This window comes from Caulobacter sp. ErkDOM-C, assembly GCF_048541825.1.
GTDB lineage: Bacteria > Pseudomonadota > Alphaproteobacteria > Caulobacterales > Caulobacteraceae > Caulobacter.
Window position 1 is genome coordinate 872,349 of the sequence record NZ_CP183332.1, and the last position, 15,250, is coordinate 887,598.

Sequence of the window (15,250 nt, forward strand, 5' to 3'; positions counted from 1 at the left end):
AGCCGAAATTTCATCCAGCGTTGCCAGTGGACATGCCGGCGGGTGCGAAACTTTTCCAGGAACCATCGATTTGCACGCGCCAGCGCGCAGGCGCGGCACGGCCAACTAGGCGTGCGCCGCCTTGGCGACGGCCGTCGCGCGCAGGACCTTGGCCTGTTCAGGCGCGACCTGTTCGAAGATCACGGCCAGGTGCTGCTCCTTGGCGTGATCGTTGTGCAGGTCCCAGGCCAGTGAGATCGGCAGACGCAGGCGCGAGCCGCCGTCCAGCCGCACGACCAGTACCCGCCAGCTGAAGCCTTCGCCCGCTTCGCCCAGCGGATCCTTGAACTCCAGCGGCGCCGGATCGCGCAGCATGAAGTCGCGCTCGGGCCTGGCGTCGAACCAGGCCTTGTCGGCCAGGGCGGTGACATCGGCGACAACCTTGCCGGAGAGTTTGCGGGCCATGATGTCGGGGGCTCCTTGACGAGGGCGCTCTGTAGCAATCTCGGTGGCTCTGCGCCATCGCGTCCGGCTAGCCCTCTTGGGTGGAGGTCGGCGAGGTCGATAACCGTAATGGCCCCATCCTGAACGAAGACGCCCCGGAAGACCGTTGCGCCCGCAACGCCAACCTGGCGGGTTTCCCACCGTCGAGACGTTCGCGCCGCCCATTTTGCGGTGAGCGTGACCACTTGTTGCTCGGCGATCTTCAATTTCATGCCGTAGTGGGTGCGCTCATTTTGTAAGGCAGTGAGGGCGGGACGACTTTTGTCTGTCCAAGGTTTAAGGGACGGGCAGGCCCAAAACCGGTATCCATCGCCAAGGATCGCGTCCGAGGGTCGAATCGGGAGAACGTCAGTTTTCCGTTCGTGGGCGCATGAGGGATTGGCTGATGCGTATTCTGATCATCGAAGACGATATCGAGGCGGCGGGCGCGATGGCCCACGGTCTTACCGAGGCTGGCTATGAATGCGTTCACGCGCCCGATGGCGAAGCGGGCCTGAAGGAAGCTGGCAAGGGCGGCTTCGACGTGCTGATCGTCGACCGCATGATGCCCAAGAAGGATGGCGTCGAGGTCGTCGAGACCCTGCGCCGCGAAGGCGACAATACCCCGGTGCTGTTCCTGTCCGCCCTTGGCGAGGTCAGCGACCGGGTCGTGGGCCTGAAGGCCGGCGCCGATGACTATCTGGTAAAACCCTATGCCTTTGCCGAGCTGACGGCCCGCGTCGAGGCCCTGTCGCGTCGTCGTGAGACTGGCGCCGTCGCGACGACCTTGAAGGTCGGCGAACTCGAGATGAACCTGATCAACCGCACGGTCCATCGGGCTGGCAAGGAGATCGATCTCCAGCCCCGCGAGTTCCAGCTGCTGGAATTCATGATGCGCCACGCCGGCCAGTCGGTGACCCGCACCATGCTGCTCGAGAAGGTGTGGGAATACCACTTCGACCCGCAGACCAACGTCATCGACGTTCACATCTCGCGCCTGCGCAGCAAGATCGACAAGGGCTTCGACCGCCCGATGCTGCAGACCGTGCGCGGCGCGGGCTACCGGCTCGATCCCTAGGAGATAGGGCGGTTCGCCGCCGAGACCCGTCATGCGTCTGCCGCGCCTTCTCCGCACCACGCCGTTCCGGCTGACCCTGCTGTTCCTGGCCCTGTTCGCGGCGGCCGCCAGCGCGTTCCTGGGCTATATCTACGTGGCCACGGCCGGCGAGGTGAATCGCCGCGCCGACGCCGAGATCAGCCGCGAGATGGAGAGCCTCGAGGCGACCTATCGCCAGGGCGGCGTCAATGCCCTCAACCAGACCATCGTCGAGCGCGCCACCGGCGAGCGGCCGTTCCTGTATTTCCTGGCCGACAAGACCGGCAAGCGGATTTCAGGTTCGATCGAGGCCTCGCCGCTTGATGATTTCGAGGGCGACGGTCCCAGCTGGTCCAGCTTCAAGGTCACAGAGGTCGATCTCGACGGCGCCGAGGTGCGCAACGCTGCGCGCGGCGTGCAGGAGCGTCTGGCCGGCGGCGAGGTGCTGTTCGTCGGCGCCGATGTGGCGGCGTCAGAGGGCTATGTCCGCAAGATCGTCCGGGCGCTGTGGGGCGCCGGGGCGCTGGTGATCATCCTGGGTTTGGCCGGCGGCGTCCTGATCAGCCGCAACGTCTCGCGCAGCATGCAGGGGCTGGTCGACCTGGTCGCCGCCGTGCAGGCCGGCGACCTGCACGCCCGCGCCAAGCTGCGGGGCGCTCGCGACGAGTATGACGAGTTGGCCGAGGGCCTCAACGACATGCTCGACCGCATCGAGCGTCTGATGGGCGGCCTGCGCCATGCCGGCGACGCCATCGCCCACGATCTGCGTTCACCCCTGACCCGCCTGCGCGCCCGCATGGAAGTGGCCCTGATCGACGCTGAAAACGGCAAGGGCGATCCGGTTGCGGCGCTGGAAACCGCCCTGCAGGACGCCGACGGCGTGCTGAAAACCTTCAACGCCGTGCTGGCGATCGCCCGCCTGCAGGCCGCCGGTCAGGCGCCTGACCAGCAAAGCTTCGACTCCTCGGAACTGGCCCGCGACATGGCCGAGCTTTACGAGTTCTCGTGCGAGGACAAGGGCCTGGACTTCAAGGCCGAGATCACCCCGGCCCTGAACATCCGGGGCAATCGCGAGTTCATCGCCCAGGCCCTGGCCAATCTGCTCGATAACGCCATCAAATATACCCCGTCGGGCGGGGCGATCATGTTGCGCGCGCGTCGCCGCTCGTCTGGCGAACTGGAATTCTCGATCACCGACACCGGCCCCGGCGTGCCGGATGAGGACCGCGCCCGCGTTGTCCAGCGCTTCGTGCGCCTGGAGAACAGCCGCAGCGAGCCGGGCGCCGGCCTTGGCCTGTCACTGGTCCAGGCCGTGGCCGCCTCGCACGGCGGCCGGCTGGAACTGGCCGAAGGGCCGGGCGAGTACAACGGCATGGGGCCTGGCCTGCGGGTCGCTCTGGTGCTGCCCCGGGTCGAATAGCGGGCAGGGCGCCGGTTTAGCCGGCGCGCACCTCGCAACTGTGGACGGCCTGCGGTTCGGGGTCGAACGTCGGGCGAGGCTGGTCCAAGGTCGTCTTCCACTCCACGGACGCGAGCACCCGCGTGACTTTCGAAACCGACGCGATAAGCCACCGGCGCGGCTTCCTGGCTGGGCTTGGTGGTCTGGGCTTGATGGGCGTGGCCGGCTGCGCGCCGGGCCAGATCATGCGGCCCGGCCTGGTCAACGGTCTGGGCGACTTCGACGCTTTGCCCCACTTGGCGCCGATCCGGATGAAGCCTGACCGCATCTCCAGGATCACGGTCTGTCTGCGTCCGTTCCGCAAGGCGGGGCCGCGCCTGGATGTCGAGACCGTCGGCGACAAGACCGTCGTCCACAATTACGGCCATGGCGGCAGCGGCTGGTCGCTGTCGTGGGGTTCGGGAACGATCGCGGCCAGGAACGCCATGTCGACCGGCGAACGCGACATCGCCGTGATCGGTTGCGGCGCCCTGGGCCTGACCACGGCCACCCTGCTGCGGCGGGCCGGGGCCAATGTGACCATCTATGCCAGCGAACGCACGCCTGATACGCGCTCGGCCCGGGCCACGGGCACCTGGTCGCCCGACTCCCGCATCGCCGCCGTGGGCGCGACTGCGCCGGGGTTCGAGGCGCAATGGGAGGAGATGTGCCGCACCTCCTACAAGGCCTACCAGACCTATCTGGGCATGGCGGGCAATCCGGTGGAATGGACCGACCGCTACACCCTGTTCGATGCGCCGCCAGGACCGGGACGCGCCACGCAGCATGACCCCAACGACGTGCGGTTCGTCGAATATGTCGAGCGCGTGAGAGACATCACTCCGCGTGGCATGGAGCTGCCGGCCGGCCGCCACCCGTTCCCAACGCCCTTTGCGCGGCGTGGATCGTCGATGCAGTTCAACATCGCCGAATATGCCCACCTGCTGATGACCGACTATCTGCTGGCCGGCGGCAAGGTTGAGACCATGACCTTCCACACCCCCGCCGATCTGGCGGTGCTGAAGCAGAAGGTGGTGGTCAACTGCACCGGCTATGGCGCGCGGGCGCTTTGGAAGGACGAGAGCATCATCCCTGTGCGCGGCCAGATCGCGTGGCTGATCCCCCAGTCCGAGGTCAATTACGGCCTCTACTACAAGGGCGTGTCGATCCTGGCCCGGCGCGACGGCATCGTCGTCCAGCAGGTCGGGCAGACCGAAGCCTGGGGCTATGGCGATGACAACGAGATCGCCAGCCGAAGCGAATCCGAGGACGCCATCGCCACCATCGCGGCGCTCTACGGTCGGCCGAAGCCCCGGGCGGCCTGATCTGCGTACATCCGGTTCATATCGATCGACGGGGCCAGATCGCTATAGACGATCCCGCGCGGCGCGATGCTCCAGACCGCCAGGAAGGTCGCCAGGCCCAAGGCTGTCAGGGCGATGAAGCCGGCGATCTGCCGTCGGCGGCTGGGCTCGAGGCGACTCAGGAACGCGACCCGCAGGATCAAAGGGTGCGCGCCCCAGCCGCAGGCGAGGGGCGAGGCTGCACCACAGGTCGAGACCTTCAGCAGCGCCCTGGCGTAGTCGGCGCGGATGTCGCTTTTCAGCGATAGCACCGTGGCGTCGCACGCCAGCTCCTGGTCAATACGGGCGAACACCGCGCCGAGATGAACCATGGGATTGCACCAGCCCAGGACCCGGCACCCGGCGATGGCCAGGTTGGCGATAGGGTCGCCCCGGCGGATGTGCGTGCGCTCATGCAGCAGGATCAGGTCGCGCTCGCGGGTGTCGAACCGCGCCTCGAAGTCATGGGGCAGTATTATCCGGGGCCATAGGGAGCCCATCACGGCGGGGCCTGCCTTGCCCTTGGCCGCCGTACGCCGGAAGGCATGCTCCTGCCACAGCATGAAGCCGGCGAAGAGTGCGGCGCCGATAACCCACGCTGCCAGGATCGTCATCGCCAGACCCGGCGCCAACGGCGAGGTCGGAGCGCCGACTTCCAGGGTCTCCGCGAGGCTGGGAAAGACGCTGGCGGCAGCGGCGACAGGCACAATCGCCCAAAGCCCATAAGCGAGGCGCGGACCAAACAGCCCGCGAACCGGAAGGCGGAGCAGCAGCACCAGCACAACGCCGGCCGCCGCCGCGATCTGAACCCGTGTCAGCGCCAAGGCGAGCAGTTCGATCAGCATCGCGTTCCCCCTCCAGGCGCCGCCCCGATCGCGTTAGTCGGGTTGGACCCCCTGATGGTTACAACTGTAATATCGCTCGTCAAGCGTGTGTCTTGCCCCGGCCCCGCCAGCGGGCCACGGTGGCGCCATGACTCGCCTGCTCGAACGCCTCGCCCCGTGTGGTCCCATCGCCGATCCCAAGGCCGCCGAGCGCGCCCATGAGGCGATCCTCAAGCGGGTCGGTGAAGCGTCGGCAAGCATCGAGACCGTCTGGCCGGCCTTGGCCCCGGTGTTCGGCGCCTCACCCTATCTGGCCAGTCTTGCCCGCCGCGACGCCCGACGTCTGCCGTCTATCCTTGAGGCCGACCCTGATACGCGGCTGGCGGAAATCCTCTCAGCCGCCGACGCGGTCGCCGCTGAACCCGACTTCGAGGTCGCGCGCCGCGTGCTGCGCGAACTCAAGGCCGACCTGCATCTGCTGACCGCGCTGTGCGACCTGGGTGGTTTCTGGGATCTGGATGCGGTGACCGGCGCCCTGACGCGCTTTGCCGACGCCACCCTGCGCGCCGCCCTGGCCCAGGCCGTCCGGCTGGAGGTGGGGCGCGGCGCCCTGACCCATGTGGGCGACACCGAGGCCGGGCCCGCGCCGGGCCTTTTCTGCATCGCCATGGGCAAGCACGGGGCCTTTGAGCTCAACTATTCCAGCGACATCGACTTCTCGATCTTCTACGCGCCGGAAAAGCTGCCGGTCGCCGAAGGGGTCGAGCCGCAGGGCGTGGCGGTCCGCATCGCCAACCATCTGGGTCGCATCCTGCAGGAGCGCACCGCCGACGGCTATGTCTTCCGCATCGACCTGCGCCTGCGTCCCGACCCGTCCTCGACCCCGCCGGCCATGCCCGTCGACGCGGCCATGGACTACTACGAGAGCGTCGGCCAGAACTGGGAGCGCGCCGCCCACATCAAGGCCCGGATCGCGGCCGGCGACATCAAGGAAGGCGAAGCCTTCCTGGCCGGGCTGCAGCCGTTCATCTGGCGACGGAACCTGGATTTCGCGGCCATCGCCGATATCCATTCGATCAAGCGCCAGATCCACACCTACAAGGTCGATGACCGCCTGACCGCCAAGGGCGCGGATCTGAAGCTGGGTCGCGGCGGCATCCGCGAGATCGAGTTTTTCGTCCAGACCCAGCAGTTGATCCTGGGCGGGCGACAACCGGACCTGCGCGGCCCGCGCACGCTGGACGCGCTGCGGGCCCTGGCTGACGCCGGCCACGTCACGACCGAGGATGCCGACTGGCTGGCCAAGGCCTATCAGGACCTGCGAGCGCTGGAACATCGCGCCCAGATGATCGCCGATGACCAGACCCACAAGCTGCCGGAATCCGACACCGACCGGAAGAAGGTCGCGGCGCTCTGGAACCACGACAACCTGCGCAGCTTTGATGCGACCGTGGGCAAGATCCTGAAGGGCGTGAACGTGCGGTATGGCCGCCTGTTCGCCGGGGAGGAGGAGCTGTCCTCGCGCTTTGGCAGTCTGGTCTTCACCGGCGTCGAGGACGATCCGGAGACGCTCGCCACCCTCAAGCGGATGGGCTTTTCCAGCCCCGAGCGTGTCGCCGCCACCATTCGCAGCTGGCACCATGGCCGCATCGCCGCCACCCGCACCGAGCGGGGGCGCGAGCTGTTCACGCGGCTGGCGCCGCGCCTGCTGGACGCCGCCAACGCCACGGGCGCGCCGGATACCGCCTTCAACCGTTTCGCCGACTTCTTCGCCTTGCTGAGTTCGGGCGTCCAGATCCAGTCGCTGTTCCTGGCCCAGCCCCGTCTGTTTGAACTGATCGTCGAGGTCATGGCCTTCGCCCCGCGCTTGGCGACGACCCTGGCGCGGCGTCCGACGGCGCTGGACGCCCTGCTGGACCCCGCCTTCTTCGGCCCCATGGCCGTGCCCGAGATCGCTTCGTGGGATCCTGAGGATTTCGAGGGCGCGATGAACGCCGCCCGGCGACTCTTCCGTGATCAGAGCTTCCGGATCGGCGTGCGGGTGATGAGTGGCACCGCCGGGGCCAGCGATGTGGGCGCAGCCTTCGCAGGGCTGGGCGACCTGATCGTCGGGGGCCTGGCGCCCGCCGCCCTGGCGGAGACCATGCGCATCGGCGGCGACTTTCCCGGCGAGGTCGCTGTGGTGGCCCTGGGCAAGGCCGGCTCGCGCGAGATGACCGCCAAGTCGGACCTCGACCTGATGACGCTCTATGCGGTCGATGATCCCGCCGCCCAAGGGGGGGCGGTTTCGTCGATCAAGAACTGGAGCGCTGACAGTTTCTACGCCCGCTTCACCCAGCGCCTCACCTCGGCCCTCTCGGCGCCGACCGGGGAGGGCACGCTCTATGAGGTGGACCTCAAGCTGCGGCCCTCGGGGACAAAGGGGCCGGTCGCCGTCAGTTTCGCCGCCTTCGAGGACTATTACGCCCGCGAGGCCGAGACCTGGGAGCTGCTGGCCCTGACCCGCGCCCGGGTGATGTGGGCCAGCTCGCCGGCCTTCCAGGCTCGCGCCGAGGCGGCCATCGAGGCCGCTCTGCGCCGCTCGCGCGATCCGGTGAAGACCGCCGCCGACGTGCTGGAGATGCGCGAACTGATGGAGCAGGAACGTCCGGGCAAGGGTGTCTGGGACCTGAAGCTGACGCCTGGCGGCCTGGTGGATATCGAATTCGCCGCCCAGTTTCTGCAGATCAAGCACGCCGCCGACGGTGGCCCCCTGGCGCAGAATACCGGCGAGGCGCTGGCGGCGCTCAGGGCGGCGGGTCTGGCCGATGACGCGGCCCTGGCCTGCCTGGAGACGGCCTGGCGGCTGGAGCAGGACCTCTCGCAGTTGATCAAGGTGGCGCTGGAGGACGGCGGCGATCCCGACAGTGAGCCCAAGGCCTTCAGGGCCTTGCTAGCGCGCGCCGGGCACGTCCGAGAATTCCGCTCGCTAAAGACCAAGCTGACCAAGGCCAAGGTCGAGGCGCGCGCGGCGTTCGAGACGATTATGCGCGGCGACGGAAAAGCTGGAGCCTGACGTTCAACGGGCATGGGGACGGGCTTTCGACGTCTTGGAGACGCAAGTCACATGCTGAAAATTACAATGATCGCGGCCGGTTCGGTCCTGCTGCTCGCCGGTCCAGTCCTGGCGGCGCCAAAGGGCGCGGCCGCGCTGGACGCCAATGCCGATGGCAAGGTCAGCCTCGCCGAATTTCAGGCCGGACGCGGCGGCCAGATGATGGCTCACCTCGACGCTGACAAGGATGGCAAGCTGTCGCGCGAAGAATTCTCGGCGATGCGCAAGCCCAGACCCGATGCTCCGGACGCCAACGCTGGCCGAGCCGGCAAGGGCGCAGAGCGGATGTGGTCGCGCGTGGATGCCGACACTGATGGCTTCCTGTCGCGTGGCGAGATGGATGGCTTTCTGGCCAACCGCTTCAAGCGTATGGACGCCGACAATGACGGTGCGCTGAGCCTGACGGAGTTGAAGACCGGCGCCGACAAGGCGAAGGTCGGGATCTGACTGATGTGTTCACGCGCGGCGAGGTGAGGTTTGGCGGCCGAGGGGAGCGACCCCGACGAGGCGCTGCTGACAGGGGTCGGCCGGGGCGACCCGGCCGCCGTTCGCCAGCTGCTGGACCGACGCTTGCCGCGCGTTCTCGCCCTGGCTCGCCGCATGTTGAACGACCCCGGCGAGGCCGAGGACGTGGCGCAGGAAACCTTCCTGAGAGCCTGGAAACAGGCGCGCTCCTGGCGACCGGGTGGGGCGAAGTTCGATACCTGGTTGCACCGGGTGGCGCTGAACCTCTGCTACGATCGCCTCCGTCGCCGCCGCGAGGTGGTCACGGCCGAGCCGCCGGAGCAGGTGGACACGGGTCCGGCGCCGGATGCCGGCTTGCTGGGCGCGGATCTGTCGCGGCGGGTCGAGGCGGCGCTGGCGGCCTTGCCCGCGCGTCAGCGCGAAGCCATCGTGCTGTGCCATCATCAGGGCTTGGGCAATATCGAGGCCGCCGCGCTGATGACCATCAGCGTCGAGGCGCTGGAAAGTCTGCTGGGACGGGGCAGACGCGCGCTCAGGGCCTCGCTCGCCGACCTGGCGGGGTCCGGGCGATGAAGGAGATAGCGTCATGACCATGACCGTCGAACGGTTCGCCGATCTGGCAGAAATCTATGGCGGCGACGTGGCCCGCTGGCCGGAAGCCGAGCGCGAGATCGCCCGCGCCTTGCTGGCCGCAGAACCTGTGCGCCTGGAAGCGCTGCTGGCCGACGCCGCGCGACTGGATCGCTTGCTCGACCTCGCGCCCGCCCAGTCCGCCGATGCGGCCCTGCTGGGGCGGCTGATCGCGGCGGCTCCGCAGCCGGCAAGCGCCGTGCGCCGCTGGCTGGCCGGCGCCGGGGCGGCGCTTGGCCTAGGCGTTGCCGCTCTGGCGGGCGTCGCGGTCGGCGTGGCGATCGGTCAGGCTGATCATGGACGCGCGCCTCAGGGCCAGAGCGTGATCGCTACGGATTTCACCACAGACCTTTCCGAGGCCCTCGAGGAGCCCGCAGCCCTATGACCGTGTCCCGTTCGCTGCTGATCGGCCTGATCGTCTCGGCGGCGCTCAACGTGTTTCTCGTCGGCGGTGTCGTTGGCGTGCTGTGGGTGCGTCAGGGCCTGCCAGACCCCGTGGGGCAACCCTCACGGGCTGCGGCGCTTTCGTCGACTACGCCGGCCACGTCAACGGGTACTGTGGGCGACGTCGAACAGGCGCCGCTTCAGCCCAGGCCGTCGCCATCGCAATCGCCACAGTCGCCTGCCGCCGTCGCTGTCCCGCCGAGCGAAACGCCAGCGCGGCCACAGCTTTGGACCGCTGGCGAGCGACTGTCGCAGGAGAGTCGCCAAACGCTTAGGCGCACTTTGCGCGAGGCCAATAGACGCAATCAGCCGATCGTCCGGCAGGCCCGCGCCGAACGGCAGGCCGCTCTGCAGGCGTTCAAGGCCATGCCCTATGATCCGGCCGTTGCCGGCCAGCATCTGGCAGCTGCTCGGACGCTAGATGGTCAGGCGCGGACTAATGTCGAAGGCGCGCTTGCGACCTTTGCGATGAGTTTGTCGGTGGACGAGCGAGCCGCTTTGGCCGAGGGCCTGCAGAGGGTCTACGCGCCGCGCGCCCGGACGGAGGAGACCCGCTAGTTTTGGGTCGCGGTGTGAACGTCTCGCACGAGTCGGTCGAGCGTCGCCGTCCAGTCGGCGTCCTTCAGGTCGCGCCGATACAGGCGCAGGCTAGGATACCACGGCGATGTGTCGCGATCTCGCAACCAGCGCCAGTCCGTCCCCAGATGCGGTAGCAGGACGAAGCACGGCCGGCCTAGTGCGCCCGCCAAGTGCGCGACGGAGGTATCGACGGTGATCACCAGGTCAAGTTGCTCGATAATCGCCGCAGTTTCTGCGAAATCCTTGGCTCCGGTTTCGGCGGGATCCAGGCCCATCACATGGCCCGGGAGGCTTGCGCGTAGCTGAGCCGCAGCCTGCGGCGGAAGCGACCGGTTGGCGTCGTTGCTGTGGTGAGGGTTGCCACGAAGCTGGACGCCGATCTTAAAGCCCGGCGGAAGCGGCGCCCCGCTCGCTGGTGAGCGCAGGTAGGGCTGGGCCGGAAGAGTTTCCAGCGTCACGCCCAGACGTCCCACCAGTCCGCCGGCCATCACCCAAAAGTCAGGATCCGGAAACTCGACCGCGCCCACTGCGGCTACGACGTTTACGCCCGGAAAGCTGTGGCTGAACAGCGTCACCAGTTCCGCACGAGTTAGCAGGATTACCTCGGCCCCTGCAGCCTGCAGGCGTGGCGCGAACCGGGCGAACTGGATGTGATCGCCAAAACCCTGTTCGGGGAAGATCGCGATTCGCTTTCCGGTCAGATCCTCGCCGTTCCATTGCGGAAACGGGAAAGCCGTGGCGCTCGGCAAGGCTAGGGCCGGCACCTCGTGCCGCGATTCGTAGTGCGCCCAGCCTTCCGTGTATTGTCCCTGGGCCATCAGGTTCACTGCCAACGCCTGGCGTATGAGCGCCAGGTCCGGCTTCAGGCTAAGGGCCCGGCGCAGAACCTGCTCGCCCTCTTCAAGCGCGCCGATCTGGTTGAGCGCAACGCCGAGGTTAAGAAGAAGATCAGCGTTGCGCGGCTCGACGCTGGCGAGGCCTCGGAAGATTCCCGTCGCCTCCACGAGCTTGCCGGCCGCGCGCAGCGTCATGGCTTCAGCGAATATGTCGGCCAAGCGTCTCGAACTCATGATTTCGCGTCTCTCGTCGACAAACACCCCGCTTGGGGGCGCGAAAGCAGGCTCAAAGTCAACCTTGCGGCTCGAGCGCTAGGGTTCGGCCAGTCGCCTGATCGAAAATCGCCTTTGGACGTAACCAATCGGCGAGGTCATGCGTACCTATCCGTAGACCCCGCATCGGAGCCCGCCATGTTAATCCGCAACGCCCCTGACCTGACCGAGAATGAGGTCACCGACCACGGCCTCTATATGCGCCGACGCGAGTTCATCGGCGGTGCGGCGGGGCTGGGTCTAGCAGGCCTGGCCGGTGCAGCCGGCGCGGCGCCGCTCAGCTATTCCAAGGGCTTCTCGACCACCGAGAAGCCGACGCCCCTGGAAGACGTCACCACCTACAACAACTTCTATGAGTTCGGCGTCGACAAGGCCGATCCCGCGGAGAATGCTGGCAAGCTGAAGACGCGGCCCTGGACGGTGCGCATCGACGGCGAATGCGAGGCGCCGCGCACGGTCGGGATTGATGATCTGATCAAGGCCAACAAGCTGGAAGAGCGCATCTACCGCATGCGCTGCGTCGAGGGCTGGTCGATGGTGATCCCCTGGGTTGGGTTTCCGCTCAAGGACCTGATCGCCTCGGTCAAGCCGACCTCCAAGGCCAAGTATGTGGCGTTCGAGACCCTGATGCGGCCGTCGGAAATGACGGGTCAGGCCTGGAACGTGCTGGAGTGGCCCTATCGCGAAGGCCTTCGCATCGACGAAGCCACCCACCCGCTGACCCTGTTGGCGGTGGGCCTGTATGGCGAGACCCTGCCCAACCAGAACGGCGCGCCGCTGCGGCTGGTCGTGCCCTGGAAATATGGCTTCAAGGGCATCAAGTCGATCGTGCGGATCACCCTGACCGAGAAGCAGCCCCGGACGGCCTGGAACATCTCGGCCCCGCGCGAATACGGCTTCTACTCCAACGTCAATCCGGCTGTGGATCATCCGCGCTGGTCGCAGGCCAGCGAGCGCCGCATCGGCGAGTTTCGCCGCCGCGAGACCTTGCCGTTCAACGGCTATGGCCAGTACGTCGCTGACCTGTACCGCGGCATGGATCTGAAGAAGAACTTCTGATGGACCAGAGTGTCGCCGCGCCCCGCGCCGCCAGCCGGCGCAAGCGCCCGTCAAAGCTGCAGGACAACCTGGTCTATGGCCTGGTCTGGCTGGCCTGTTCCGCGCCGCTGGTCTGGCTGGCGTGGAAGGGCTTCAACGGCGATCTGGGCGCCAATCCGATCGAGAAGCTGATCCGTCAGTTGGGCGTCTGGGGTCTGCGGCTGCTTCTGGTCGGCCTGGCGATCACCCCGGCGGCACGGATCCTGAAGATGCCGCGCCTGGTGCGTTTCCGGCGCACGGTGGGGCTTTTCGCGTTCAGCTACATCGTGCTGCACCTGAGCACCTATGTGGGCGTCGACCTGTTCTTCGACTTCGGTCAGCTGTGGAAGGACATCCTCAAGCGGCCCTTCATCACGCTGGGTATGGGCGCGTTCGTGCTGTTGATCCCGCTGGCTGTGACCTCGACCAATGGCTGGATCATCCGCATGGGCCGGGCCGCGTGGCAGAGGCTGCACTGGCTGATCTACCTGATCGCGCCCTTGGGCGTTGCTCACTACTACCTGCTGGTGAAGGCCGATCACACGCCGCCGCTGATCTATGCGGCGGTGTTTGCGGTGCTGATGGCCTGGCGGGTGTGGGATCGGGTTAGGCGGAGAGCCTAGCTGCTTCCCCAGGGGGCGAGTACTCTCTTGCTACTTCGTTGCGCCCTTCGCGTAGGTCTCGGCTGCGGCTAGGATACGCAGGACATTGCCGCTCCAGATCGCCTCGATGTCGGCGTCGGAATAGCCTTCCTTCTTGAGGCGGGCGGTGATCTTGGGCAGGTCGGTGATGTCCTCGAAGCCGTCCATGCCGCCGCCGCCGTCCCAGTCGGCGCCGACGCAGACGCCCTTGGGTCCGGTGACTTTCAGGACGTGAAGCATGCTCTTCATGAACAGGTCGAAATCGCCGCGCACCGGCGGGTGGGCCTTGTCGATCGCGGCGCGCTTGTCGGCATAGGCCTTGACCACCTCGGGGGGGGCGGTCTTGAGGTCAGGGCCCCGACCCAGGGCCTCCAGCGCGGCCTTGCGTTCCGGGCTTGCGGTCGTGTCCGTGAGATAGATCGAGTTGATGCAGGTGGCGCCGCCCGCATCGGCGATCTTCTTCAGGCGCGCATCGTCCATGTTGCGGGCGTGGTCATAGATCGCCTTGGGCCCCGAGTGCGAGGCGATGATCGGAACCTTGGACAGGGCCACTGACTGATCGACCACGTCGTCGCTGGCGTGGCTGACATCGATAACCAGGCCCAGGCGGTTGGCCTCGGCGATCCAGCGCAGGCCCAGCGGCGAATAGCCGTTCCAGATCTTGCCCTTGGGATCGGTCGAGCTGTCGGCTAGCTGGTTGTTGCGGAAATGGACCGGGCCGGCCATCCGCAGGCCTTCCTTCTGGAAGGTCTCCATCAGGGTCAGATCCTCGCCCAGAGGCCAGCTGTTTTCCATGCTGACAAAGGCGAACTTCTTGCCGGCCTTGTTGATGCGCACGGCGTCGGCGGCGGTCATGGCCAGCTCGAACTTGTCAGGGTGGGCGGCCAGCATCTCGCGGATCTCGATGGCGCGGCGCAGGGCATAGTCGCGGGCGTACTGGTAGCCGGCGGCGGTCAGGTCGCCCTGGCCCGTATAGATTACGAAGAAACCGCCATCCAGGCCGCCGGCATCCATGCGCGGCAGGTCCACCTGGCTGAAGTCATGCTCGACCTCGTGGTGGTCGGCGATGTCCCAGCCGGGGCGGGCGAAGTGGGTGGGCGTGTCCAGATGGGTGTCGAGCGTCAGCATCTTCTGGTGGGCGGCCATGTCGGCCTTGGACACGGCCGGCGTCGGCGGGGCCGCGTGGGCAGCAGTGGCAAGCAGGGCGGCGGAGCCGAGAAGGGCGGTCAGACGGCGATAGGGCATCGAGACTCCGAGCATGGGACGCGAACTGGAGCGGCCACGCTCACGGATGGCTGCGGGCGCGTCAAGGCGAAGCCGACGTCAGGCTTTCAGATCAGTCCCAACGCCTTGAAGCTGGCCACCCCCTCGCGGCCAACCACCAGATGGTCATGCACGCTGATCTTCAGCGCCCTGCCAGCCTCGATCACCTGCTTTGTCATGTCTATGTCGGGTCTGGACGGCGTCGGGTCCCCTGAGGGATGGTTATGGAGGAGGATGATGCTGCTGCTGGAAAGCTCCAGCGCCCGTCGCATGACCTCGCGAGGATAGACGGGGGCGTGATCAACCGTACCGCGGTTCATGATCTCGTCAGCGATCAGCTGGTTCTTCTTGTCCAGGAACAGCACCCGAAACTGTTCGCGCGGCTCGTTGGCCAGGGCGACGCGCACATAGCCCAACAGGGCGCTCCAGGACGAGATGACCGGGCGCTTGGCGATCTTGTCGCGACCCGCCCGCAGGGCCGCCTCATGCAGCAGCTTGAGGTCGATGGCGGCGGTCTCGCCAATCCCCGGCACAGTCTTGAGCTCGTCGATCGAGGCGCCGATCACCGCGCCGAATGAGCCGAAACGCGCCATCAGCGCCTTGGCCTTGGGCTTGACGTCGCCCCGCGCAAAAGTGCGGAACAGATAGAGCTCCAGCAGCTCATAGTCGGGCAGGGCGACCAGCCCGCCAACCATGGCCCGCGTGCGCAGGCGTTCCCGGTGGCCCATGTGATGGGCCGCCGGCGTCATGTCGGATACGCCTAGTGATCGTGCGCTGACCATACC

The 15,250-nt window shown here is 67.1% G+C and carries 15 protein-coding genes; 10 read left to right on the forward strand and 5 right to left on the reverse strand.

Going from position 1 to position 15,250, the window contains the following annotated elements:
- Positions 1-105 precede the first annotated feature (105 nt).
- Positions 106-444: a hypothetical protein gene (locus tag ACN2C8_RS04135; RefSeq protein WP_419254572.1), complete on the reverse strand. Its 339-nt coding sequence runs from the start codon at positions 442-444 to the stop codon at positions 106-108.
- Between the two features lie 424 nt (positions 445-868).
- On the opposite strand from ACN2C8_RS04135, the gene ACN2C8_RS04140 reads away from it, so the two are divergent.
- The 3 genes from ACN2C8_RS04140 (at position 869) to ACN2C8_RS04150 (ending at position 4,321) form a co-directional block, all read left to right on the forward strand.
- Complete coding sequence (locus ACN2C8_RS04140; protein ID WP_419254573.1) at positions 869-1,540, forward strand: response regulator transcription factor; 672 nt, start codon at positions 869-871, stop codon at positions 1,538-1,540.
- A gap of 31 nt (positions 1,541-1,571) precedes the next feature.
- Positions 1,572-2,978 (forward strand): sensor histidine kinase, encoded by a 1,407-nt coding sequence (locus ACN2C8_RS04145; protein WP_419254574.1) that lies wholly within the window; start codon positions 1,572-1,574, stop codon positions 2,976-2,978.
- A 122-nt stretch (positions 2,979-3,100) separates the two neighbouring features.
- A complete protein-coding gene (locus ACN2C8_RS04150) occupies positions 3,101-4,321 on the forward strand; it encodes an FAD-dependent oxidoreductase (RefSeq protein WP_419254575.1) in 1,221 nt (406 codons plus the stop codon).
- On the opposite strand, the gene ACN2C8_RS04155 is transcribed toward ACN2C8_RS04150, so the two are convergent.
- Positions 4,291-5,184 (reverse strand): M56 family metallopeptidase, encoded by an 894-nt coding sequence (locus ACN2C8_RS04155; RefSeq protein ID WP_419254576.1) that lies wholly within the window; start codon positions 5,182-5,184, stop codon positions 4,291-4,293. The genes ACN2C8_RS04150 and ACN2C8_RS04155 overlap by 31 nt on opposite strands.
- Positions 5,185-5,311: 127 nt before the next feature.
- On the opposite strand from ACN2C8_RS04155, the gene ACN2C8_RS04160 reads away from it, so the two are divergent.
- The 5 genes from ACN2C8_RS04160 to ACN2C8_RS04180 are packed head-to-tail and all read left to right on the forward strand — an operon-like array spanning position 5,312 to position 10,354.
- A complete protein-coding gene (locus ACN2C8_RS04160) occupies positions 5,312-8,218 on the forward strand; it encodes a bifunctional [glutamine synthetase] adenylyltransferase/[glutamine synthetase]-adenylyl-L-tyrosine phosphorylase (RefSeq protein ID WP_419254577.1) in 2,907 nt (968 codons plus the stop codon).
- Positions 8,219-8,269: 51 nt separating this feature from the next.
- Entirely contained in the window at positions 8,270-8,704 is a 435-nt protein-coding gene (locus tag ACN2C8_RS04165; RefSeq protein ID WP_419254578.1) for an EF-hand domain-containing protein, read from the forward strand.
- A 30-nt stretch (positions 8,705-8,734) separates the two neighbouring features.
- Positions 8,735-9,295, forward strand: coding sequence for an RNA polymerase sigma factor (locus tag ACN2C8_RS04170; RefSeq protein ID WP_419254579.1), 561 nt, complete (start codon positions 8,735-8,737; stop codon positions 9,293-9,295).
- 13 nt (positions 9,296-9,308) lie between these two features.
- The gene (locus ACN2C8_RS04175; protein WP_419254580.1) at positions 9,309-9,737 is read left to right on the forward strand and encodes a hypothetical protein; all 429 of its coding nucleotides are present in this window, start codon (positions 9,309-9,311) and stop codon (positions 9,735-9,737) included.
- Positions 9,734-10,354, forward strand: a complete 621-nt coding sequence (locus ACN2C8_RS04180) for a periplasmic heavy metal sensor (protein WP_419254581.1) — start codon at positions 9,734-9,736, stop codon at positions 10,352-10,354. Before ACN2C8_RS04175 ends, ACN2C8_RS04180 begins: the two co-directional genes overlap by 4 nt.
- Here ACN2C8_RS04180 and ACN2C8_RS04185 read toward each other — a convergent pair.
- The gene (locus ACN2C8_RS04185; protein ID WP_419254582.1) at positions 10,351-11,430 is read right to left on the reverse strand and encodes a tetratricopeptide repeat protein; all 1,080 of its coding nucleotides are present in this window, start codon (positions 11,428-11,430) and stop codon (positions 10,351-10,353) included. The two genes, ACN2C8_RS04180 and ACN2C8_RS04185, sit on opposite strands and share 4 nt — an antisense overlap.
- A gap of 192 nt (positions 11,431-11,622) precedes the next feature.
- Here ACN2C8_RS04185 and msrP point away from each other — a divergent pair, with 192 nt between their 5' ends.
- Together msrP and msrQ are read left to right on the forward strand one after the other, a co-directional pair.
- Complete coding sequence (msrP, locus tag ACN2C8_RS04190; protein WP_419254583.1) at positions 11,623-12,543, forward strand: protein-methionine-sulfoxide reductase catalytic subunit MsrP; 921 nt, start codon at positions 11,623-11,625, stop codon at positions 12,541-12,543.
- Complete coding sequence (gene msrQ / locus ACN2C8_RS04195; RefSeq protein WP_419254584.1) at positions 12,543-13,184, forward strand: protein-methionine-sulfoxide reductase heme-binding subunit MsrQ; 642 nt, start codon at positions 12,543-12,545, stop codon at positions 13,182-13,184. The genes msrP and msrQ overlap by 1 nt, the downstream gene beginning before the upstream one ends.
- 30 nt (positions 13,185-13,214) lie before the next feature.
- Here msrQ and ACN2C8_RS04200 read toward each other — a convergent pair whose 3' ends face one another.
- Positions 13,215-14,462: a dipeptidase gene (locus ACN2C8_RS04200; RefSeq protein ID WP_419254585.1), complete on the reverse strand. Its 1,248-nt coding sequence runs from the start codon at positions 14,460-14,462 to the stop codon at positions 13,215-13,217.
- 71 nt (positions 14,463-14,533) lie between these two features.
- Positions 14,534-15,247 (reverse strand): RadC family protein, encoded by a 714-nt coding sequence (radC, locus tag ACN2C8_RS04205; RefSeq protein WP_419254586.1) that lies wholly within the window; start codon positions 15,245-15,247, stop codon positions 14,534-14,536.
- Between the last annotated feature and the right edge of the window lie 3 nt (positions 15,248-15,250).

Coding starts and splice junctions, on each gene's coding strand:
- ACN2C8_RS04180 (WP_419254581.1), top strand. CDS start 9,734: ATGACCGTGTCCCGTTCGCTGCTGATCGGCCTGATCGTCTCGGCGGCG.
- msrP (WP_419254583.1), top strand. CDS start 11,623: ATGTTAATCCGCAACGCCCCTGACCTGACCGAGAATGAGGTCACCGAC.
- ACN2C8_RS04155 (WP_419254576.1), bottom strand. CDS start 5,184: ATGCTGATCGAACTGCTCGCCTTGGCGCTGACACGGGTTCAGATCGCG.
- ACN2C8_RS04160 (WP_419254577.1), top strand. CDS start 5,312: ATGACTCGCCTGCTCGAACGCCTCGCCCCGTGTGGTCCCATCGCCGAT.
- ACN2C8_RS04135 (WP_419254572.1), bottom strand. CDS start 444: ATGGCCCGCAAACTCTCCGGCAAGGTTGTCGCCGATGTCACCGCCCTG.
- radC (WP_419254586.1), bottom strand. CDS start 15,247: ATGGTCAGCGCACGATCACTAGGCGTATCCGACATGACGCCGGCGGCC.
- ACN2C8_RS04175 (WP_419254580.1), top strand. CDS start 9,309: ATGACCATGACCGTCGAACGGTTCGCCGATCTGGCAGAAATCTATGGC.
- msrQ (WP_419254584.1), top strand. CDS start 12,543: ATGGACCAGAGTGTCGCCGCGCCCCGCGCCGCCAGCCGGCGCAAGCGC.
- ACN2C8_RS04200 (WP_419254585.1), bottom strand. CDS start 14,462: ATGCTCGGAGTCTCGATGCCCTATCGCCGTCTGACCGCCCTTCTCGGC.
- ACN2C8_RS04140 (WP_419254573.1), top strand. CDS start 869: ATGCGTATTCTGATCATCGAAGACGATATCGAGGCGGCGGGCGCGATG.
- ACN2C8_RS04165 (WP_419254578.1), top strand. CDS start 8,270: ATGCTGAAAATTACAATGATCGCGGCCGGTTCGGTCCTGCTGCTCGCC.
- ACN2C8_RS04145 (WP_419254574.1), top strand. CDS start 1,572: ATGCGTCTGCCGCGCCTTCTCCGCACCACGCCGTTCCGGCTGACCCTG.